This window comes from Stenotrophomonas sp. NPDC078853 (genome assembly GCF_044901215.1).
Taxonomy (GTDB): domain Bacteria; phylum Pseudomonadota; class Gammaproteobacteria; order Xanthomonadales; family Xanthomonadaceae; genus Stenotrophomonas; species Stenotrophomonas lacuserhaii.
The window spans coordinates 78679-99006 of sequence record NZ_JBJDOQ010000005.1 but is presented as its reverse complement, the minus strand read 5'-3'; the positions used below and the strand labels follow the sequence as shown (position 1 = coordinate 99006).

The 20328-nt window shown below is 66.5% G+C and carries 17 protein-coding genes; 5 read left to right on the top strand and 12 right to left on the bottom strand.

All coding sequences use genetic code 11. The features are described from left to right. The first annotated feature begins 9 nt into the window (after nucleotides 1-9). Nucleotides 10-930, top strand: a complete 921-nt coding sequence (locus ACI2JH_RS07400) for a LysR family transcriptional regulator (protein WP_404735823.1) — start codon at nucleotides 10-12, stop codon at nucleotides 928-930. 161 nt (nucleotides 931-1091) lie between these two features. Here the strand turns inward: ACI2JH_RS07400 and ACI2JH_RS07395 are convergent, their stop codons facing one another. From ACI2JH_RS07395 to ACI2JH_RS07355, 9 genes are all read right to left on the bottom strand, one after another. Next, on the bottom strand, nucleotides 1092-2192 hold the full coding sequence (locus ACI2JH_RS07395) for an NADH:flavin oxidoreductase/NADH oxidase (RefSeq protein WP_349999490.1): 1101 nt from the start codon (nucleotides 2190-2192) through the stop codon (nucleotides 1092-1094). 156 nt (nucleotides 2193-2348) lie between these two features. Further along, on the bottom strand, nucleotides 2349-3155 hold the full coding sequence (locus tag ACI2JH_RS07390; protein ID WP_349999491.1) for an NAD-dependent protein deacetylase: 807 nt from the start codon (nucleotides 3153-3155) through the stop codon (nucleotides 2349-2351). 44 nt (nucleotides 3156-3199) lie between these two features. Beyond that, nucleotides 3200-3613 carry an acyl-CoA thioesterase gene (locus ACI2JH_RS07385; RefSeq protein WP_182656490.1) on the bottom strand — a complete coding sequence of 138 codons (414 nt, stop codon included), beginning with the start codon at nucleotides 3611-3613 and terminating at the stop codon, nucleotides 3200-3202. Nucleotides 3614-3679: 66 nt separating this feature from the next. Further along, the gene (locus ACI2JH_RS07380) at nucleotides 3680-4342 is read right to left on the bottom strand and encodes an XVIPCD domain-containing protein (RefSeq protein WP_404735822.1); all 663 of its coding nucleotides are present in this window, start codon (nucleotides 4340-4342) and stop codon (nucleotides 3680-3682) included. A gap of 393 nt (nucleotides 4343-4735) precedes the next feature. After that, complete coding sequence (locus ACI2JH_RS07375; protein ID WP_404735821.1) at nucleotides 4736-5140, bottom strand: hypothetical protein; 405 nt, start codon at nucleotides 5138-5140, stop codon at nucleotides 4736-4738. Between the two features lie 411 nt (nucleotides 5141-5551). After that, nucleotides 5552-6571, bottom strand: a complete 1020-nt coding sequence (locus ACI2JH_RS07370) for a ribonucleotide-diphosphate reductase subunit beta (protein WP_042613716.1) — start codon at nucleotides 6569-6571, stop codon at nucleotides 5552-5554. Nucleotides 6572-6634: 63 nt separating this feature from the next. After that, a complete protein-coding gene (locus ACI2JH_RS07365) occupies nucleotides 6635-9031 on the bottom strand; it encodes a ribonucleoside-diphosphate reductase subunit alpha (RefSeq protein WP_101099578.1) in 2397 nt (798 codons plus the stop codon). A 618-nt stretch (nucleotides 9032-9649) separates the two neighbouring features. Continuing rightward, nucleotides 9650-10750: a cell division protein ZapE gene (gene zapE, locus ACI2JH_RS07360; protein WP_101099579.1), complete on the bottom strand. Its 1101-nt coding sequence runs from the start codon at nucleotides 10748-10750 to the stop codon at nucleotides 9650-9652. Beyond that, on the bottom strand, nucleotides 10747-11421 hold the full coding sequence (locus ACI2JH_RS07355) for an alpha/beta hydrolase (RefSeq protein ID WP_101099580.1): 675 nt from the start codon (nucleotides 11419-11421) through the stop codon (nucleotides 10747-10749). The genes zapE and ACI2JH_RS07355 overlap by 4 nt, the downstream gene beginning before the upstream one ends. 44 nt (nucleotides 11422-11465) lie before the next feature. On the opposite strand from ACI2JH_RS07355, the gene ACI2JH_RS07350 reads away from it, so the two are divergent. Further along, entirely contained in the window at nucleotides 11466-12323 is an 858-nt protein-coding gene (locus tag ACI2JH_RS07350) for an EamA/RhaT family transporter (protein ID WP_404735820.1), read from the top strand. A gap of 29 nt (nucleotides 12324-12352) precedes the next feature. Here the strand turns inward: ACI2JH_RS07350 and ACI2JH_RS07345 are convergent, their stop codons facing one another. The 3 genes from ACI2JH_RS07345 to ACI2JH_RS07335 form a co-directional block, all read right to left on the bottom strand. After that, the gene (locus tag ACI2JH_RS07345; RefSeq protein WP_404735819.1) at nucleotides 12353-13801 is read right to left on the bottom strand and encodes an ExeM/NucH family extracellular endonuclease; all 1449 of its coding nucleotides are present in this window, start codon (nucleotides 13799-13801) and stop codon (nucleotides 12353-12355) included. A gap of 135 nt (nucleotides 13802-13936) precedes the next feature. Then, entirely contained in the window at nucleotides 13937-14455 is a 519-nt protein-coding gene (locus tag ACI2JH_RS07340) for a cytochrome c5 family protein (protein ID WP_042613709.1), read from the bottom strand. 264 nt (nucleotides 14456-14719) lie between these two features. Further along, nucleotides 14720-15325, bottom strand: a complete 606-nt coding sequence (locus ACI2JH_RS07335) for a TetR/AcrR family transcriptional regulator (RefSeq protein ID WP_182656496.1) — start codon at nucleotides 15323-15325, stop codon at nucleotides 14720-14722. A gap of 142 nt (nucleotides 15326-15467) precedes the next feature. Here ACI2JH_RS07335 and ACI2JH_RS07330 point away from each other — a divergent pair, with 142 nt between their 5' ends. Genes ACI2JH_RS07330 through ACI2JH_RS07320 form a run of 3 tightly spaced genes read left to right on the top strand, consistent with a single transcriptional unit; the run spans nucleotide 15468 to nucleotide 20260 of the window. Next, the gene (locus tag ACI2JH_RS07330) at nucleotides 15468-16631 is read left to right on the top strand and encodes an isovaleryl-CoA dehydrogenase (RefSeq protein WP_101099584.1); all 1164 of its coding nucleotides are present in this window, start codon (nucleotides 15468-15470) and stop codon (nucleotides 16629-16631) included. Between the two features lie 9 nt (nucleotides 16632-16640). After that, nucleotides 16641-18251: a carboxyl transferase domain-containing protein gene (locus ACI2JH_RS07325; RefSeq protein ID WP_101099585.1), complete on the top strand. Its 1611-nt coding sequence runs from the start codon at nucleotides 16641-16643 to the stop codon at nucleotides 18249-18251. A 26-nt stretch (nucleotides 18252-18277) separates the two neighbouring features. Next, nucleotides 18278-20260: an acetyl-CoA carboxylase biotin carboxylase subunit gene (locus ACI2JH_RS07320; protein WP_404735898.1), complete on the top strand. Its 1983-nt coding sequence runs from the start codon at nucleotides 18278-18280 to the stop codon at nucleotides 20258-20260. Nucleotides 20261-20328: the final 68 nt, after the last annotated feature.

The following is a 20328-nucleotide window of genomic DNA, read 5'->3' as shown; positions in this document are numbered from 1 at the left end:
TGTGCGGTCATGAACCTGCTCCAGCTCATCCGCACCTTCACCCGCACCGCCGAAGCCGGCAGCATCGCCGGCGCCGCGCGCGCACTCGGTATCAGCGCCACGGCCGTCGGCCAGAACATCAGCCGGCTGGAGGCGCATCTGGGCGTGCGCCTGTTCAACCGCAGCACCCGGTCGCTGTCCCTCAGCGAAGCCGGCGCGCTGTACCTGTCCAAGGTGCAGCACATCGAAGCGGAGCTGGCCGGCGCGCAGGCTGCGGTCAGCAGCGGCGACATCGAACCGGTCGGCCCGCTGCGCATCGGCTGCAGCCGCGCGTTCGGGCGCCACGTGCTGGCGCCGATGCTGCCCGCGCTGCAGCGCCGGTATCCGCAGCTGCAGCTGGAACTGCGCCTGTCCGACCGCGCCGTGCGCCACGCCGAAGAGTCGGTGGACGTGAGCATCCGCATCGGCGCACAGCTGCAGGATGGGCTGGTGGCACGCCCGCTGGCTCGCATCCCGTTCGTGTTCTGCGCCGCCCCTTCCTATCTGGAACGGGCGGGCACCCCGACCTCACCGGAGCAGCTGGCAAGTCACCGCGCGCTGCTGTTCCGCTTCCCCGCCGACGGCCGTCCACTGCGCTGGGGGCTGGTGGGCGAACACGGTCGCGTAGAGGCGACGATGCAGCCCGGAATGATCTGCGACGACATCGATGCCCTGGCCGAACTGGCCGCGGCCGGCGGCGGCATCACCCGGCTGGCTGCGTTCGTCGCCGAGCCCTATCTGCGCGACGGCCGCCTGCAGGCCGTGCTGGCCGATGATCCGGCATGGCGGCCGGAGCCGATGGAGATGTTCTTCTGCCTGAGCGACCGGCGCGATTTCACCGCGCGCATCCGCGTGCTGTTCGAGCACCTGCAGGCGGGATTGCCGGTGGCATGGCAGGTGCCGGCGGGGTGAGGGTCAACGGGCGGACGGCCAGCGGCCGTCACCGGGAAGGTGAGCGTGACGACCAACGGTCGTCACCCACCAGGCGCCAGGGCAAGGGCATGACGACCAACGGTCGTCACCCACCAGGCGCCAGGGCTAGGGTATGACGGCCGGCGGCCGTCACTGCCGGATCAGCGCGTTTCGAAGACGCCGCGGGCTTCGCGCGGCTCGCAGCGCAGGTACTGCGGGGCCGGCACCACGCTGTCGCCGAGTGCGGCGGCGGCGTGCCACGGCCAGCGCGGGTCGTACAGGATGCCGCGTGCCAGGGCGATGGCATCGGCATGGTTGTGGCGCAGGATCGACTCGGCCTGGTCGGGCTCGGTGATCAGGCCCACGGCAATCACCGGCATGCGGCCCTTGGCCTTGATCGCCGCAGCGAAAGGCACCTGGTAGCCCGGGCCGATCTCGATCTTCTGGCGTTCGTCCAGGCCACCGCTGGAAACATGCAGGAAGTTGCAGCCGCGCGATTCCAGGATCATCGCCACGGTCTCGGTCTGGGTGATGTCCCAGCCGCCGGCGACCCAGTCACTGGCCGAAATACGCACGCCCACGGCGATCGACGGCGATACCGCCGCACGCACCGCGTCGTACACCTCGATCAGCAGGCGCATGCGGTTCGGCAGCGGCCCGCCGTAGCCATCGCTACGCTGGTTGCTCAGCGGCGACAGGAACTGGTGCAGCAGGTAACCGTGCGCGGCATGCAGTTCGATCAGCTGGATACCCAGGCGCTCGGCACGGCGTGCGCTTTCGGCGAAGGCTTCGACGATGCCGGCGATCTCCGCTTCGGTCAGTTCATGCGGGGCCGGGTTGCCGGCGTGGAACGGGCGCGGCGACGGCGCGACCGGCGTCCAGCCGTTGTCATCATCGGCAGGAATCTGCTTGCCGCCTTCCCACGGACGCGACACCGAGGCCTTGCGACCGGCGTGGCCGAGCTGGATGCCGATCGGCATCGTCGACCAGCGGCGCACCGTTTGCAGCACCTTGTCCAGCGCGGCTTCGGTGGCGTCGTCCCACAGGCCCAGGTCGGCATGGCTGATGCGGCCGCGTGGCTCCACGGCGGTGGCTTCCAGGATCAGCAGGCCGGCGCCGGACTGGGACAGGTTGCCCAGGTGGATGGTGTGCCAATCGGTGGCCTGGCCGTTTTCGGCGGAGTACTGGCACATCGGCGCGATCACGATGCGGTTGGGCAGGGTCAGGGGCCCGAAGGTGACGGGCGACAGCAGCTGGCTCACGTGGGGGATTCGCAGGGGAAAAGACAGGGGGCTATTGCAGCGCCGATGGGGTTGGAGATCAAGCGCTGTGTTGGATCACAGGATCGTGCTGGTAGCGCCGAGCCACGCTCGGCGGAATCTGTCCGCACGCGTCGGCCCGCCGAGCATGGCTCGGCGCTACCTTGCCAGCCACGGTGCCAGCGCTTCGGCGCAGTCTCGCTCGTCCTTGAAGGCGAGCAGTTCATCGGCGCGGGTGCGGCCACGGTTCAGCGCGGCCACCGGCAGCCCGGCCTTGGCCGCGGCCTGCACGAAGCGGAAGCCGGAGTACACCATCAGCGATGAGCCCACCACCAGCACCGCATCGGCGCGCTGCAGGTGGTCATGCACGGCCGCGACACGTTCGCGCGGCACGTTTTCACCGAAGAACACCACGTCCGGCTTCAGCAGGCCACCGCAGTGCAGGCAGTCCGGCACGTTGAAGGCGGAGAAATCGGTCTCCAGATCGGCGTCACCATCCGGTGCGATGCCAGCATCCAGCGCGTCCCAGCCGGGATTGGCCGCCATCAGGCGCTGCTGCAGGTCCTCGCGGCCGCTGCGCTGCTCGCAGCCCATGCAGCGCACGCGGTCCAGACGGCCATGCAGGTCGATCACGTTGGCACTGCCGGCACGCTGGTGCAGCACGTCCACGTTCTGGGTCAGCAGCACTTCCAGCTTGCCGCTGGCTTCCAGCGCGGCCAGCGCGTGATGGGTGCCATTGGGCACGGCGTGGCCGAAGCGCGGCCAGCCGACCAGGCTGCGTGCCCAGTAGCGCTGGCGGGTCGCCGGTTCGGCCATGAAGGCCTGGTAGGTCACCGGCGGGGTGCGCTTCCACTGGCCATCGGCATCGCGGTAATCCGGAATGCCGGAGGCAGTGCTGCAACCGGCGCCGGTCAGCACGAACAGGCGGCGGGCGCGCGCGATGAAATCGGTCAGCGGCTGGCTCATACCGGCTCAGATGGGGGCAACCCGGCCACCGTGCAAGCGCCGGCTCAGGCGTCCGGCGTGGCCTCGGGCAATGCCGGGACGGCAGTGGGATGGCCTTCGTCGTCCAGTGCGATCATCACGAAGTGGCCGCGGGTGCACAGCTTGCGCTCGCCGTTGTGCAGGTCCTCGGCGATCAATTCCACCTGCACTTTCATCGAACTGCGGCCAACTTCCACGATACGGCCGATGGTTTCAACCATCTGGCCAATGCGGATCGGCAGTTTGAAATCGACCTGATCACTGCGCGCGGTGACCACGGTGCGGCGCGAGTAACGCGCGGCGGCCAGGAATGCCGCCTTGTCCATCCATGCCAGCGCCTGGCCACCGAACAGGGTGCCCATGTGGTTGGTGTGGTTGGGGAAGACGATCTCCGCCATGCGCACTTCGATGGGTGGCACGTTTTCGGGGATGGGGATCATGGGGACGGGTCGGGTGGGGGGGGAAGCGGATTCTAAGGCAGGGGGCGTGCAGGCGTAGCGATACCCCTATCGCAAGAACGATGGGCCGTCCTGCGTATGGACGTGCTGTGCCGGCTGTTGTTCAAGGCTCGCTGCTTGCGATTGACTCAACGCATCAGCACGATGCAGCGACTCCGCTTCCGTCGCACGAAGCGCATCCATCGTATTCATGTGTCCTCGGCGATGGGCGGGATCATCCATTGCTCCCTCCACTATGAAGACCCTCTCACCACGAGCCAGGGTTTCGGTCGGGTTGTTGAGCACAATATGGTCAACCCGCAAAAGTCCCTGCTCCTTCGCCAATACCAACAGGCTCGCCGTCATGCGCTGGCTCGACTCATCCCACGGCTTGCCATGCTCGGCATCCAGGCGCTCCACGCCAGCCCTTATCTGCATGTAGAGAGCACGGTCAGCATCACCAAGTCCAGCTGTTGGAGAGGACACGCGATGCAGCGACGGTGACTCGTCGGTGACAGTGGCAACTCGCTCAGCAACCGCAGTGCGCTCGGCGTCAGATTCTGGCTCCGGCCTACGCCCCCGCTGCGAAGGTGCTAAGTGTTGGTCATAGCACGCGCCATAGTAAAGCTCGTATGTCGCGTGAGGACCAACAGAGGGAGCCTCCGTCTTGAACACCTCGGCGATCTGTTCGAGCGCTTGGCTACGATTGATCCGCCCGGCCTGGAGTTCCACCGCAATGGCTCCATACTGCTGTGGCCGACTCCCCGTCCCCGACACGCCAATATCCGGGCCCCCAGCTGCGACAATTTCGCGCTGGACCTGGACATTGCTGAGAGTCTCCTGGGGCCTTGCCCGATCGCGTTCTCGTCAATAACGATCTTCACACCGGGAACAAGATAGGTGCCTCTACCGGCTGGCCCCCACTCGATAACTATACCGTCGCGTCTCGCCTGCGAGAGACCCGCTTGAAGAGTTGGGGATTTCGCCAGAAGTGGCGCCAACGAGGAATCAACCAGTGGCAAAGCCGGACGACGTGCGTCTCCCGGGCGACCATCCTCTTGTTGCTGCGGCAGTCCAAATGCTTCAGTGCGCTCCATGCTGCGGCTCCCTGGCCATGACAGAAGGTCAGCGCTGGCTGATCGATACGTAAGTCAGCGTCACGTTGTCAGCGGCGAGCCCGAGCACGACCTTGGCACCATTCACCCGCGCTGACCAGGAGGCGCGGGAGTCAGGCGCATCAGGGTGAGGTGGATCTATGGTGGAGTCCTCCCAGATGATCTCGTCGAGCGCAATGCTCGGTGGCGCGACCTCAAAGATCAGCCTCGCATGCGCAGGATCGTCAGCAGCACTTCTCATCTTGATGTTCCGGAGCTCAAGGTCGCCCAACACTCCGCGTTCTGCGGTCCGCTCGTGCATAAGCTCCTGTCGCGTCGGTTCTCCCAGGTGCGTGTGAAGCTGTTTACTCAATGCATCGACATCATCAAAACGCACGCTGGACAAACGCTCGATGTCGTTCTTGAATCGCTCCATACCCGTTTCACTCCCCGATTTGACGGACTGTCCTTGGTTCAAATGATGCGAGGGGGTTGGGGGCCTACCGCTCGAACACGCTGACAGTACCAACGCCGCAATCGCCAGTGTGAGGCAGCGACACGCGGCTTGCGAGGGGCGGCCCCGACGTCCGCCTGGTGATGAAGAAGCGCACCTCTCGACCCATGTATCCATGAATGCACCTCTCGCACCAGTTCCACTTTCGCGAATCTAGCACAAGGTCTGGCGTCGGCAGGTCACCGACCGTGGGCACTCAGTGGCACGGTTTCGGGCTGGTCGGTCATGGGGGTACCGGCATGAGAAAGGGACGGAGCGATTATGTCGCATCCGTCCCTTTTTCAGTGTCACGCGTTGACGTTGGGTTGACGGCCAGCGGCCGTCACTGCCCGATCAGAAGGACATGTCGAAGGCGACTTCGCCCTTCACGCCGACCTGGTAGGCCGAGGAGCGGCGTTCGAAGAAGTTGGTCAGCTCCTGCACGTCCTGCAGTTCCATGAAGGACAGCGGGTTGCGCACGTTGTACTTCTTTTCCATGCCCAGGCGGTGGAAATGGTTGTCCGCGCAGTGCTGCAGGTACTGGCGCATGTCGCGGGTGGAAATACCCGCCACGCCGCCGGACAGCACGTCTTCGGCGAACTGCACTTCGCACTCGATCGCTTCGGCCAGCATGTCGTACACCTGCTGCTTCATCGCATCGTCGAACAGGTCCGGCTCTTCTTCGCGGATCACGTCCACGCACTCGAAGGCGAACTCCATGTGCGCGCTTTCATCGCGGAACACCCAGTTGGTACCCGACGCCAGGCCGTTGAGCAGGCCACGCGAACGGAAGTAGTACACGTAGGCGAACGCGGCGAAGAAGAACAGGCCTTCGATGCAGGCAGCGAAGCAGATCTGGTTGAGCAGGAACTGGCGACGCTGGTCGCGCGTTTCGATGCGGCGCAGGTCCTGGATGGAGTCGATCCACTTGAAGCAGAAGTCGGCCTTCTTCTTGATCGAGTCGATGTTCTCCACCGCGGCGAAGGCTTTGACGCGCTCGTCCGGATCCGGCAGGTAGTTGTCCAGCAGGGTCAGGTAGAACTGCACGTGCAGCGCTTCTTCATACAGCTGGCGCGACAGGTACATGCGCGCTTCGGGCGCATTGAGGTGCTGGTACAGGTTCAGCACCAGGTTGTTGGACACGATCGAATCGCCGGTGGCGAAGAACGCGACCAGGCGGTGGATCAGGTGGCGGTCGGCCGGCGACATCTTCGAATGCAGGTCGCTGATGTCGATCTGGAAGTTGATCTCTTCCACCGTCCAGGTGTTCTTGATCGCGTTCCGGTACATCTCGTAGAACTGCGAGTAGCGCATCGGACGCAGGGTCAGTTCAAAACCTGGGTCGAGCAGCATCTGGGTGGGTTTATCAGCCATGGTGATTCCTGGTTTACGGGTGAAAACGCCGGGCAGGGCCCGGCGCTACATCATTGCTGCGTGTTACTGGCACGCCTCGCAGCTTTCCGGATTTTCCAGCGAGCAGGCGACGGCATCGACCGGATCGACGGCGGCCACGTGGCTGCTGACGGTGGTCTTGGCGATCTTGGTGGCCGGACGCGAACGCAGGTAGTACGTGGTCTTGATGCCCTGCTTCCAGGCGTACATGTACATGGACGACATCGCGCCGATGTTCGGGCTTTCCATGAACAGGTTGAGCGAGGCGGACTGGTCGATGAAGGCGCCACGATCGGCGGCCATGTCGATCAGCGAACGCATCGGCAGTTCCCATGCGGTGCGGTACACGTGGCGCAGCGTTTCCGGGATCTGTGCGATGCCCTGGATGGAACCGTCGGCCAGCTTGATCGCATCGCGCATTTCCGGCGTCCAGTGGCCCAGCTTCTTCAGCTCGGTCACCAGGTAACGGTTGATCTGCAGGAAGTCGCCGGACAGGGTCTCGCGCTTGAACAGGTTGGACACCTGCGGTTCCACGCACTCGTAGCAGCCGGCGATGGAGGCGATGGTGGCGGTCGGGGCGATCGCGATCATCAGCGAGTTGCGCAGGCCGTGTTCCTTGATGCGCTCACGCAGGGCGTCCCAACGCGCGGTGTCTTCCGGCACCACGTTCCAGGCATCGAACTGCAGCTCGCCGCTGGCCGCACGGGTGTCGGCGAAGGACGGATGCTTGCCGCGTTCCTGGGCCAGTTCGACCGAGGTTTCCAGCGCATGGAAGTAGATGCTTTCGGCGATCTTCTTCGACAGCGCACGGGCTTCGGCACTGTCGAAGGCCAGGCGCTTGCGGAAGAACACGTCCTGCAGGCCCATGCAGCCCAGGCCGACCGGACGCCAGCGCAGGTTGCCGCGGCGTGCCGATTCGATCGGGTAGAAGTTCAGGTCGATCACGCGGTCCAGCTGGCGGATCGCCAGGCGCACGGTGTCGGCCAGCTTGTCGAAATCGAACTCGCCGTGGGCATCGAAATGGTTGCCCAGGTTGATCGAGCCCAGGTTGCACACCGCGGTCTCTTCGGCCGAGGTGACTTCCAGGATTTCGGTGCACAGGTTGGACAGGTGGATCACGTTGCCCGGACGCAGGGTCTGGTTGCTGGCGCGGTTGCACTTGTCCTTGAAGGTCATCCAGCCGTTGCCGGTCTCGGCCAGGGTGCGCATCATCCGCGAGTACAGCTTGCGTGCGGAGATGGTGCGGTTGGCCTTGCCCTGCGCTTCGGCCTGCAGGTACGCCGCTTCGAAGGCGTCGCCGAACAGATCGGTGAACTCGGGGACCACCCGCGGATCGAACAGCGACCATTCCTGGTCGGCCTCGACGCGCTTCATGAACAGGTCCGGGATCCAGTTGGCCAGGTTCAGGTTGTGCGCACGGCGCGATTCGTCGCCGGTGTTGTCACGCAGCTCGAGGAAGTCCTCGATGTCGGCGTGCCAGCTTTCCAGGTACACACAGGCCGCGCCCTTGCGCTTGCCGCCCTGGTTCACCGCGGCAACCGAGGAATCCATGGTCTTCAGCCACGGCACGATGCCGTTGGAATGACCGTTGGTGGACTTGATCAGCGAGCCACGCGAACGCACGCGGGTGTAGCTGACGCCGATGCCGCCGCTGAACTTGGACAGCTGGGCGATGTCGCCGTACTTGGAATAGATGGATTCCAGCGAATCCTGCGGCGAATCCAGCAGGAAGCAGGACGACAGCTGCTCGTGGGTGGTGCCCGAGTTGAACAGTGTCGGCGAGGACGGCAGGTAATCCAGGTTGCCCATGCGCTTGTACAGCGCCAGGGTCTCGGCCACGTCTTCGCTCAGCGCGCTGGCGATGCGCAGGAAGAACTGCTGCGGGGTCTCGATCACCTTGCGGGTGTGCGGATGGCGCAGCAGGTAGCGGTCGTACAGGGTACGCAGGCCGAAGTAATCGAAGTTCAGGTCGAGCGTGGGATCGATCGCATCGTTGAGCTTGCGCGCGTTGATCTGCACAAAGCCCAGCAGGCGGTCGTTGATCAGGCCCACTTCGTGGCCACGGCCGACCGACTGGGAGAACGCGTGGATCTCCTGGTTGGACACTTCCTTGGCGATGAAGTTGGCCAGCAGGCGCGCGGCCAGGCGGCCGTACTCGGGCTCTTCACCGATCAGCAGGGCGGAGGTGCGGATGGACAGCTCGTCCAGCTCCTGCGTGGTGGCGCCGTTGTACAGGCCGGAAATGGTGCGGGTGGCCACGCGCATCGGATCGACCGAATGCAGGCCTTCCGAGGAACGCTGCACCGCGCGGACGATCTTGTTCAGGTCCACCAGCTCGGTCGTACCGTTGCGCTTGGTCACACTCATGGTGTTGGCAGTCGGCGGCGACGTAAGCAGGAACTCGCTTTCCTTGTCGATGGTGGCACTGTTTTCGGTGGTCACGGCGGTGGTCCTCTGGGCGTGAGATGGGATGCACGGCGCGCCTGGGCAGGCACGTTCCGGTGCGGATCAATCCAAGGATGAAAGAGATGTGTCGCATACGGCGCGACAGTGACGGAAAGCCCGCACACCGCACCCTGCAAAACCTGTCATCCGATCAGAGATCACGCAGCCAGCGCCGCACATGTGCACATGCGGCTGTCGGCAAGACGGAAAGGCTCCCGAAAGTACCGTTGCGGGGCAGTGCCGGAGTCCCTGCATGCAGGGGTCCAGGCTTCCCGTCCGTGCCCTCGACTTGTGGTCGAAGACACCGACGGCCACAAGATAGTGGGGGTAAGGGGGTCCGTCAACGCCAAATGTAGGGATTTCTCCTAATCCCTTGTGGCGCAAGGACCAGCGGTTTTTGCCCCGCCCCGCAGGGGCGCTACCCGCCAGAAACGGGTGCGCAGTCAAGGCCGCAGAGCACTCTTTTGATGTGACAGCGGGTCACGATCAACGCAACACTGACCCTCACGCGGCCTGCACGAAGCTGGCTGGGCAGCCAAAAAGGGGACGGAGGGGATTAAGGCGCAAACGGCCGCCTTCGGGTCGTTTGCGCCTTAATCCCCTCCGTCCCCTTTTTCAGGCTTTGTGCGCGGTGCCCAGGTATTCGGCGCTCTGCATTTCGATCAGGCGCGAGGCGGTGCGCTCGAAGGCGCCCTGCAGGCGGTTGCCCGTGTAGAGCTCGATCGGCGAGGTGGTGGCGGTGCAGACCAGGTTGACGTGGCGGTCGTACAGTTCGTCGATCAGGTTGACGAAGCGCCGCGCGGCGTCTTCGTTGTTGCGGTCGAACGCGGGGATGCCGCCCAGCAGCACGGTGTTGAACTCCTGCGCGATCTCGATGTAGTCCGAAGGCCCGCGCGGGCCTTCGCACAGCGCCGTAAAATCGAACCAGGCGATGCTCTTGCCGCGCCCGCGCACCGGGATCTTGCGGCCCTCGATCTCGATGTTGCCGGCCTTCGCCGGCTGCCCACCGCTGAGGTCGATCCAACGGCTGGCCAGCCACTCATCGCTGTCGGCGGCCAGTGGCGCGCGGTACACCGGCGAACGCGTGAGCGCGCGCATGCGGTAGTCCTCGGTGCCTTCGGCGTACAACTCCACGCAGTAGCGCTGCAGCAGGTCGATGGCGGGCAGGAAGCTGTCGCGCTGCAGGCCGTTGAGGTACAGGTTTTCCACCGCCGTGTTGGAGGTGGTCACCAAGGTCACGCCCTCGGCGAACAGGCGCTCCAGCAGGCGCGCCAGCAGCATCGCATCGCCGATGTCGGTGACGAAGAATTCGTCGAGCACCAGCACGCGCAGCTTGCTGCGCCACTCCTGGGCGATCTTCGCCAACGGATCGCTCTGCCCCTGGTGTTCGCGCAGGCGTTCATGGATGCCGCGCATGAACCGGTGGAAGTGCGTGCGGTATTTCTGCTGGATCGGCAATCCGTCGTAGAACAGGTCCACCAGGAAGGTCTTGCCGCGGCCGACACCACCCCAGAAATACAGGCCCTTGACCGCTTCGGGCTTCTTGAAGAACGACGACAACCGGTCCAGCCAGCCGTCGTCGGCATCTTCCAGCAACGCCAGGTGGATGCGGTCCAGTTCGGCCAGTGCGGCATGCTGGGCCGGGTCGTCCTGCCATTCGCCGCGCGCCACGCCCTCGGCATAGCGCCGCGATGGGGTCATCACCGCCTCGCTCATGCCGCCGGATCCGCTTGCAGCGGCAGCCAGCGCTTCACCCCGTGGGTGATCGCCCCGCGCAGGTCGATCAGCTTGCGGTGGAAGAAGTGGCTTGTGTCGGGCATGCGCACCAGCTCGTGCGGCGCGTCCACGGTCTCCAGCCAGTCATACACCGCCTGCGGATCGACGATCTCGTCCTGGTCGCCCTGGATCACCAGCCACTGCGCCGGTGGCTGGATGCCGCCAAAGTCCCAGCGGCCGGCCGGCGGGGCGATCGACACCAGCGCCTGCGGCTGCACCTCGGCGGTGACTTTCAACGAAACGAAGGCACCAAAGCTGAAGCCCACCAACCACACCTGATCGTCCGGGCGCTGTTCGCGCACCCAGGCCACCACGGCCTTCAGGTCGTCCTGTTCGCCGTTGCCGTGGTCGAAGCGGCCGGCCGATTCGCCGACACTGCGGAAGTTGAAACGCACCGTCGCCACGCCGAGGTCGCGCAGCGTGTTGGCGGCCATGGTGACCACCTTGTTGTGCATCGTGCCGCCCTCGGTGGACAGCGGGTGGCAGACGATGGCGGTCACCGGCTGGGCCGGCACCTCCGGCTTGGGCAGATCAACCGCTGCGTCCAGCGGACCGACCGGTCCGGCAAGCACGAGGGTATCCGACTGCAGGGGGAAAGGAGGATTGCGCATGGCAACATGATAGCGTCCCCACCCCTCCCCTGCTCCCGGCCCCCATGTACTTCCTCGTCTTCGCGGTGATCTGCAGCGTGCTGGTGTCGGTGATGCTGAAGCTCGCACGTCGCCAGCAGCTGGACGTAGGCCAGATGGTCACCTGGAATTACCTGGTGGCCGCGGCGATGACCGGGCTGGTGCTGCGCCCACCGCTGGCCTCGCTGCACTCCAGCCACGCCCCGTGGGCCGCGCTGCTGGCGCTGGCGGTGATCCTGCCGGCGATCTTCCTGGTGCTGGGCCGCGCGGTGGCGGTGGCCGGCATCGTACGCAGTGACGTGGCGCAGCGATTGTCGCTGCTGCTTTCGCTGCTGGCCGCGTTCGCGTTCTTCGGCCAGACCGCCACGCCGTGGAAGCTGGTTGGGCTGGGGCTGGGGCTGGTAGCGATGCTGGCCATCAGCGTGCGCCCGCGCGGGCCGGCCGCGGAGGCCCCCACAGGAGGCTGGCGCTGGCTGCTCGGCGTGTGGGTCGGCTTTGCTGCGGTGGACATCCTGCTGAAGAAGGTCGCCCTGTCCGGCACCCCGTCGATGGCCGCGCTGCTGCTGTGCTTCTGCCTGGCCTTCATCCTGATGCTGGCCCTGCAGCTATGGCGGCATGCGCGGGGCCGCACCCGGCTGGCGTGGCGCAACCTCGGCGCAGGCGCGCTGCTGGGCCTGCTCAACGGCGGCAACATCCTGTTCTACGTGCACGCACACCAGGCCCTGCCCAATAGTCCGGCCACCGTCTTCGCCGGCATGAACATCGGCGTGGTGGTGCTGGGTGCGCTGGTCGGCGTGTTCGGTTTCGGCGAGCGCACCAGCGCGTGGAACCGTGCGGGCCTGGCGCTGGCGGTGCTGGCGATCGGCTTGATCGCCGCCGGCTGAGGCATGCGGTCAACGGCCGGCGTGCAGGTTCAACGATCGAAGCCGAGCAGCAGGGGGTCGTGGTCCGAGCTGCGCCACGGGCCGCCGGCGTTGCGCTTCTGGTAGCCGCCAGCATCCATTTCGTCGGCATTGATGTGCCACTCGGCCGCGCCTGACAGTCGCTTGGCCATGCCGGCGTTGAGCAGCGCGTGGTCCAGCCGGCCGCTGTAGCCGTTGTAGACATAGCTGTACGGACGCTCCACCTTGGCCAGCGCGAAAGCGTCCTGCCAGCCGGCGCTGCGCAGCGCGCGGATCGGATCTTCCATCGCATAGGCGTTGAAGTCGCCCAGCAGCACCGCATCCCGCGTGCCGGTGCCGGTCGGATCGCCCTGCATCCAGGTGTCCAGCTGCTGGGCCGATGTTACCCGCGTGGCATTCCAGCAGCCCTGCCCGTCCTCGTGGTCGGCATCGGCGCCACTGGCATCGCGGCAGCCCTTGGACTTGAAATGATTGGCGACCACCATGAAGGGCGCACCGCCCTTGGCCTGGAAGGCCTGTGCCAGCGGCACCCGGCTGTGTTCGACGAAGGTACCGCCTTCCAGCGTGGCCGGCTTGCCGAGCGCGGTCAGCCGGCTGGACCGGTAGATGATGCCGACCCGGATCGGATTCTCGCCCGGGCCCTTGCCGGCATCGACGAAGCGCCAGTCGGCGTGGCTGCCGGGGGCGGCATTGATCGCATCCACCAGCGTGGCAATGGCCGACTGCGGGCCGTAGCCATCGTTCTCCAGCTCCATCAGCGCGGCCACGTCAGCGTCCAGCGGGGCGATGGTGGCGATCAGCTTCTTCAGCTGCGCGTGGTGCTCTTCCAGCGTCCTGGCGCCGCGCAGGGTGGGGAAGCCGCCGCCCTTGCCGTCGCCATTGAAGAAATTTTCGAGATTGAAGGCGGCCACCCTCAACGAACCGTCCAGCTGCGGCACCGCCGGGCGCTGCAGCGAAGGCAGGGCCAGCGCGCGGCCCAGCTGCAGGCTGGGGCGGCCTTGTGCATCCACGTGCACGCGGCCTTCCACGCCACGCAGCTGCATGCCGGTACGCAACACCGCGTCGGTGGCCAGGTAGGGCACCTGCTGCGGATCGCGGGCATCACTGCCATCGTCAAGCAACAAGCGTCGGCGCTGGTTGTCCGCCGCCACCTGGCTGTAGCCGGCGCTGCCGGGCATGGCCACTTCGGTGGGTTGCCACAGGCGGCCTTCGAAGGCCACGGTGAGCTGGCCGAAGCGCTCCAGGCCGTCGGTACCGGCCAGGGTGAGCGGAGCGGCGATGCGGACATACTTGCCATCCAGCGCGCGCCAGTCGCTGGGCGCACGGGCCAACGTAACGGTGGCCCCCTGCGGGCTGGCCAGCTGGCCCGGCATGGCCTGTGGCTGCGGCTGCGGCTGCGGCTGCGCAAAGGCGGGAGAAGCGGACAGGGCCACGGCAAAGGCAAGCAGGCAACGACGCATCGACAACGGCTCCAGACGGTTACAGGGGCAACGGAAGGGGTACGCCGCCACTGTAACCACAAATCATGAAAGCCTGATGCGTCGCACCGCCGGTGGCCGCAAGCGGCAAAGAGGAAGGGCTCAGCGCCCTTCTCCTTACTTCAGGTTGCCGATCATCCAGTCCACCGTGGCGTGAATCTGCTCTTCGCTGAGCGCTGGGTTGCCGCCCTTGGGGGGCATGATGCCGCCGTCCGGGCCGGTGTAGCCCTCGATGGCATGCTTGTAGAGGGTTTCCTTGCCCTGCGCGATGCGCGCATCCCAGTGCGAATGATCCAGCGTGGGGGCCAGGCCGACACCGGTGGTGTGGCAGGCGGTGCAGAGGTTGTCGTAGATCACTTTGCCGTCGGTGGTGCCGCCGTAGGCCACCTGCGAGGCGGCCTTCGCCAGCGCGGCCGCCTGGGCTGCCGCCTGCGCCGACGCGCCGGTGCTGCCGGCATAGACCGCGCCGGACGGGGCGATGCGCTGGCCGGTCCGCAGCACCGCCGTGGGCGATACCTCGGCGGGAATCCGGGTGTGCAGCCAGGCGGCCAGGAAGATCAACCCCAAGGTGATCACGGCCAGCAGGCCGATGACCATGGAAAAGCGTTTCAGGAACTCAAGATCGTGATTCCGCACTCTTCGTTACCCCTGGCTGATAGTCGATGGACCACGGCTGAGCGTATGAGCCTGCTGCCCGAGTATAGAACGGGCCTCGCCGGGGACAACAGCGCAGTGCAGCATGGATAGCGGAGGCCGGGCCGCGGCTCCTGCCAGTGCCCTTTGCAGGCATGTGACGACCAACGGTCGTCACCCATCAAGAGGGTCTTTGCCCACCAAGAGGGTCTTTGCCCGCCAAGAGGGTCTTGCCCACCAGGAAGGTCGTCACCCGCCATACGGTGATCAGCCGCCGGCGGCGCGCAGGCAGAACGCGCTGATCGAGTCAGCCAGGGCGTGCTCGTCGCGATGGGCCTGGCGGCTGGGCGCGGTCGGGCCGACCAAGGCTTCGGTGAAGGCACCGACGATGCAGGCGGCGGTGACGTCTGCGTCCTGCGCGGGGAACGCCCCACTTGCGATGCCGTCCTGCACCAGCCGGCGGAACACGTCGCCGAAGCGTCGCCGCCCGCGCATGCGCTCGGCTTCCACTTCCGGGTCGACCGGTTCGACGATGAAGGCATGCGCCAGCCCGGGCCCGGCCAGCGCACGCCGCACGAAGGCGGTGATCGCCAGCCGCAGCCGCTGCGGTGCCGGTTCGGGGCCGGCGGCGATGCCTTCCAGGATCTCGACTTCGTGCTCCACCGCCGCGCTCAACACCTCCACGAACAGCTCGGCCTTGGACGGAAAGTGACGGTAGATCAGCCCGGTGGACACCCCCGCCTGGGCCGCCACGGCGGTCACCGGGGCATTGCGATAACCGCCCGCCGCAACCAGTTCACGGGCCGCCAGCAGGATCCGCTCGCGCGCTCCGGCCATCCGTTCTTCCATCAGCGGTGAGCGCTTGTAAGCCATGGGGTGATTGTAGATTCAATTTTTGAACTTGTGTTCACTTTTTGCCCGATCCGGGCTAGTCTGGGCCATCGCCCGCGCAGGTGCCTTGCCTGCTCCCCTCCGGTGCGCCCCCTACCCGCCGCCTGTCCGTGGAGTCGCCCGCATGCACGTTCCATCCCTGAATTTCGACCTTGGCGAAGACATCGACCTGCTGCGCGACAGCGTGGCCCAGTTCGCCGCCGCCGAGATCGCGCCGTTGGCCGCGCACGCCGATGAAACCAACCAGTTCCCGCTCGCGCTGTGGCGCAAACTGGGCGAGCAGGGCCTGCTCGGCATGACCGTGGAAGAGCAATACGGCGGCACCGGCATGGGTTATCTGGCCCACGTGGTGGCGATGGAGGAAGTCTCGCGTGCCTCCGGCGGCATCGGCCTTTCCTACGGCGCGCACTCCAACCTGTGCGTGAACCAGCTGCGCAAGAACGGGACCGAAGCGCAGAAGCAGCGGTTCCTGCCCGGCCTGTGCAGCGGCGAGCTGGTCGGCGCGCTGGCGATGAGCGAGCCGGGAGCAGGCTCGGACGTGGTATCGATGAAGCTGCGGGCCGAGAAACGTGGCGACCGCTACGTGCTCAATGGCAACAAGATGTGGATCACCAACGGCCCGGATGCCGACGTGCTGGTGGTGTATGCCAAGACCGATCCGGACGCCGGCGCCAAGGGCATCACCGCCTTCCTGGTGGAAAAAGGCATGAAGGGATTCAGCACCGCGCAGAAGCTGGACAAGCTCGGCATGCGCTCATCGCCCACCAGCGAACTGGTGTTCCAGGATTGCGAAGTACCGGCGGAAAACGTGCTCGGCCAGGAAGGCAGTGGCGTGCGCGTGCTGATGTCCGGGCTGGATTACGAGCGCGTGGTGCTGTCCGGCGGCCCGCTGGGGCTGATGGCCGCGGCGATGGACGTGGTGATGCCCTATGTGCACGAGCGCCACCAGTTCGGCGAAGCCATCGGCAGCTTCCAGCTGATCCAGGCCAAGATCGCCGACATGTACGTCGGCCTCGGCGCGTGCCGTGCCTACGTCTATGCGGTGGCGCGCGCCTGCGACCAGGGCCGCACCACCCGCCAGGATTCGGCCGGCGCCATCCTGTACGCGGCCGAGAAAGCCACCTGGCTGACCGGCCAGGCGATCCAGATCCTGGGCGGCAACGGCTACATCAACGAATACCCCACCGGCCGCTTGTGGCGCGATGCCAAGCTGTATGAAATCGGCGCGGGCACCTCGGAAATCCGCCGCATGCTGATCGGTCGTGAACTGTTCCAGCGCACGCTGTAAGGGCCTTCCATGAGCATTCTGAACACCCAGCTGCACGCCGGCAGCGAACCCTTCGAAAGCAACCGCAGCGCCATGCAGGCGGTGGTCGATGACCTGCATGCCACCTTGGCGCGTACCGCGCTGGGCGGCAGCGAGGCGGCACGCAACAAGCACACCGCGCGCGGCAAGCTGCTGGTGCGCGAGCGCATCGATGCGCTGCTCGATGCCGGCAGCGCTTTCCTGGAAATCGCCCCGCTGGCGGCGCACGGCATGTATGAAGACGCCGTGCCCTGCGCCGGCGTGGTGGCCGGCATCGGCCGGGTGAGCGGGGTGGAATGCGTGATCGTGGCCAACGATGCCACGGTCAAGGGCGGCACGTACTACCCGATGACGGTGAAGAAGCATCTGCGTGCGCAGGAGATCGCCGAGCAGAACCGCCTGCCGTGCATCTACCTGGTCGATTCCGGCGGCGCCTTCCTGCCGCTGCAGGACGAGGTGTTCCCGGACCGCGACCACTTCGGCCGCATCTTCTACAACCAGGCCAACCTGTCCGCGCAGGGCATCCCGCAGATCGCCTGCGTGATGGGCAGCTGCACCGCCGGCGGCGCCTACGTGCCGGCGATGAGCGATGAAACAGTGATCGTGCGCGAGCAGGGCACCATTTTCCTCGGCGGCCCGCCGCTGGTGAAGGCCGCCACCGGTGAAGTGGTCAGCGCCGAAGACCTCGGCGGTGCCGACGTGCACACGCGGCTTTCCGGCGTGGCCGACCACATGGCCGACAACGACCTGCAGGCGCTGGCGCGGGTGCGCGCGATCATCGCCCAGCTAAACTGGCGCAAGCCGGAGCCGGCGATGGCGCTTCAGCCGGTGGAAGCGCCGTTGTTCCCGGCAGATGAGCTGTATGGCGTGATCCCGGCCGATACGCGCAAGCCGTTCGACGTGCGCGAGGTGATCGCCCGGTTGGTGGATGGATCGCGGTTCGATGAATTCAAGCCGCGCTACGGCAGCACCCTGGTCACCGGCTTTGCCCACCTGCATGGGTATCCGGTGGGCATCATCGCCAACAACGGCATCCTGTTTTCCGAGTCCGCGCTGAAGGGCGCGCACTTCATCGAACTGTGCACCCAGCGCAACATACCGCTGGTGTTCCTGCAGAACATCACCGGCTTCATGGTGGGCCGCAAGTACGAACAGGGCGGCATCGCCAAGGACGGCGCCAAGCTGGTGATGGCGGTAGCGTGTGCGAAGGTGCCGAAGTTCACGGTGGTGATCGGCGGTTCGTTCGGGGCCGGCAACTACGGCATGTGCGGCCGCGCCTACTCGCCCAACTTCCTGTGGATGTGGCCGAACGCACGCATCGGGGTGATGGGCGGCGAGCAGGCCGCCAGCGTGCTGGCCACGGTCAAGCGCGATGGCATCCAAGCCAAGGGCGGTGCCTGGGCCGCTGAAGAGGAAGACGCCTTCAAGGCGCCGATCCGCGACCAGTTCGAACGCCAGGGACACCCCTACTACGCAAGCGCGCGGCTGTGGGACGACGGCATCATCGATCCTGCCGACACCCGCCGCGTGCTGGCCCTGGCCTTGTCGGCCAGCCTCAACGCCCCGGCCCGCGAGACACGCTTCGGCGTGTTCCGCATGTGACCTGCGCCATGACCGAGCCCTCCCTGATGTTCACCAAGATCCTGATCGCCAACCGCGGCGAGATCGCCTGCCGCGTCATTGCAACCTGCCGCAGACTCGGCATCGCCACGGTGGCGGTGTATTCCGATGCCGACCGCAACGCGCGCCATGTGCGGCTGGCCGACGAAGCCATCGCGATCGGTCCGGCACCGGCTGCGGAAAGCTACCTGCGTTCCGATGTGATCCTGGAAGCGGCCCGCCGCAGTGGGGCCCAGGCGATCCATCCCGGCTACGGCTTCCTGTCTGAGAACGCGGCCTTCGCTGACGCGTGCGCGGCTGTCGGCGTGGTGTTCATCGGCCCGCCGGCCAGCGCCATCCGCGCGATGGGTGACAAGAGCGCGGCCAAGGCGCTGATGCAGCAGGCCGGCGTGCCATTGACCCCCGGCTACCACGGCGACAACCAGGACCCGCAGTTCCTGCGCGAACAAGCCGATGCGATCGGCTACCCGGTGCTGATCAAGGCCAGCGCCGGTGGCGGCGGCAAGGGCATGCGCCGGGTGGACGACAGCGCGGCTTTCATCGAGGCGCTGGCCAGCTGCCAGCGCGAAGCGCGTTCGGCCTTCGGCAATGACCACGTGCTGGTCGAAAAGTACGTACTGCGGCCGCGCCACATCGAGATCCAGGTGTTCGGCGACGGCCACGGCAACGTGGTGCACCTGTTCGAGCGCGACTGCTCGGTGCAGCGCCGCCACCAGAAGGTGCTGGAAGAAGCACCGGCCCCGGGCATGACCGCCGAGCGTCGCGCTGCGATGGGCAAGGCCGCGGTGGATGCCGCGCGCGCGGTGGGTTACGTGGGCGCCGGCACGGTGGAGTTCATTGCCTCCCCGGAGGGCGATTTCTACTTCATGGAAATGAACACCCGGCTGCAGGTGGAACACCCGGTGACCGAGTTCATCACTGGCACCGACCTGGTGGCATGGCAGCTGAGCGTGGCTGCCGGCCAGCCGCTGCCCAAGCGCCAGGACGAGCTGGCGATCAGCGGCCATGCGCTGGAAGCGCGGCTGTATGCCGAGGACGCCGACAAGGGGTTCCTGCCCTCCACCGGCACGCTGCGCCACCTGCGCCTGCCGCTGGAAAGCGCGCACGTGCGCGTGGATACAGGCGTTGAGCAGGGCGACACCATTACGCCTTTCTACGATCCGATGATTGCCAAGCTGATCGTCTGGGACGTGGACCGCGAGGCGGCGTTGCGGCGCATGCAGCAGGCGTTGGCCGCCTGCCAGGTGGTGGGCGTGACCACCAATGCCGGCTTCCTGCGGCGGCTGGTGGGCACCGCTTCGTTCTCGCAGGCGAAGCTGGACACCGCGTTGATCGAGCGCGAGCAGGACGTGCTGGGCGCACCGGCGGCGGGCGATGAAGCGCTGTGGACGCTGGCGGCGGTTGCCGCCACGGTGACCACGGCGAGCGCAGCGGTTGATGCGCGCGATCCGCGCTCACCGTGGCAGGCACAGGATGGCTGGCGGATCGGGGCTTCAGCCTCGCGCCTGCTGCCGCTGCAGCAGGGCGAGCGCCAGCACACGCTGCGGGTGTGGACGCAGCCGGATGGCTGGCAGGTGCAGCGTGATGCCGAACCGGCGCAGCAGGTCAGTGGCCGCTTCGCCGACGGCCAACTGGACGTGACGCTGGATGGGCAGCGCTGGCGTGCAGGCGTGCTGCGCGATGACAGCCAGGTATATCTGTTCACCGCGCAGGGGCAGCAGCGCTTCACGGTGCATGACCCGGTAGGCGAATCCGAGCAGGCCACGGCGGACGCTGGCAGCCTGCTGGCGCCGATGCCGGGCAGGATCGTCGCCACGCTGGTGGAACCGGGCAGCAAGGTCAGCCGCGGTACGCCGCTGGTGGTGCTGGAGGCGATGAAGATGGAACACACGCTGGCCGCGCCGGCCGACGGTACCGTGCATGGCTATCGCGCGAAGGCCGGGGAACAGGTGGGCGACGGCGCGGTGCTGGTGGATTTCGAGGCGGCGTAGCGTTGCGGCCAGGGTGGGGGGCTGGCGGGCTGTGGGCTGGCGGGGCGGGCTGGGTTGGCGGGGGACGG

Excerpts from the sequence above, each read along its gene's own strand:
- ACI2JH_RS07330 (WP_101099584.1), top strand. The coding sequence starts at position 15,468 with ATGCACGTTCCATCCCTGAATTTCGACCTTGGCGAAGACATCGACCTG.
- ACI2JH_RS07350 (WP_404735820.1), top strand. The coding sequence starts at position 11,466 with ATGTACTTCCTCGTCTTCGCGGTGATCTGCAGCGTGCTGGTGTCGGTG.
- ACI2JH_RS07325 (WP_101099585.1), top strand. The coding sequence starts at position 16,641 with ATGAGCATTCTGAACACCCAGCTGCACGCCGGCAGCGAACCCTTCGAA.
- ACI2JH_RS07355 (WP_101099580.1), bottom strand. The coding sequence starts at position 11,421 with ATGCGCAATCCTCCTTTCCCCCTGCAGTCGGATACCCTCGTGCTTGCC.
- ACI2JH_RS07320 (WP_404735898.1), top strand. The coding sequence starts at position 18,278 with ATGTTCACCAAGATCCTGATCGCCAACCGCGGCGAGATCGCCTGCCGC.
- ACI2JH_RS07335 (WP_182656496.1), bottom strand. The coding sequence starts at position 15,325 with ATGGCTTACAAGCGCTCACCGCTGATGGAAGAACGGATGGCCGGAGCG.
- ACI2JH_RS07400 (WP_404735823.1), top strand. The coding sequence starts at position 10 with ATGAACCTGCTCCAGCTCATCCGCACCTTCACCCGCACCGCCGAAGCC.
- ACI2JH_RS07375 (WP_404735821.1), bottom strand. The coding sequence starts at position 5,140 with ATGGAGCGATTCAAGAACGACATCGAGCGTTTGTCCAGCGTGCGTTTT.
- zapE (WP_101099579.1), bottom strand. The coding sequence starts at position 10,750 with ATGAGCGAGGCGGTGATGACCCCATCGCGGCGCTATGCCGAGGGCGTG.
- ACI2JH_RS07345 (WP_404735819.1), bottom strand. The coding sequence starts at position 13,801 with ATGCGTCGTTGCCTGCTTGCCTTTGCCGTGGCCCTGTCCGCTTCTCCC.
- ACI2JH_RS07385 (WP_182656490.1), bottom strand. The coding sequence starts at position 3,613 with ATGATCCCCATCCCCGAAAACGTGCCACCCATCGAAGTGCGCATGGCG.
- ACI2JH_RS07390 (WP_349999491.1), bottom strand. The coding sequence starts at position 3,155 with ATGAGCCAGCCGCTGACCGATTTCATCGCGCGCGCCCGCCGCCTGTTC.
- ACI2JH_RS07370 (WP_042613716.1), bottom strand. The coding sequence starts at position 6,571 with ATGGCTGATAAACCCACCCAGATGCTGCTCGACCCAGGTTTTGAACTG.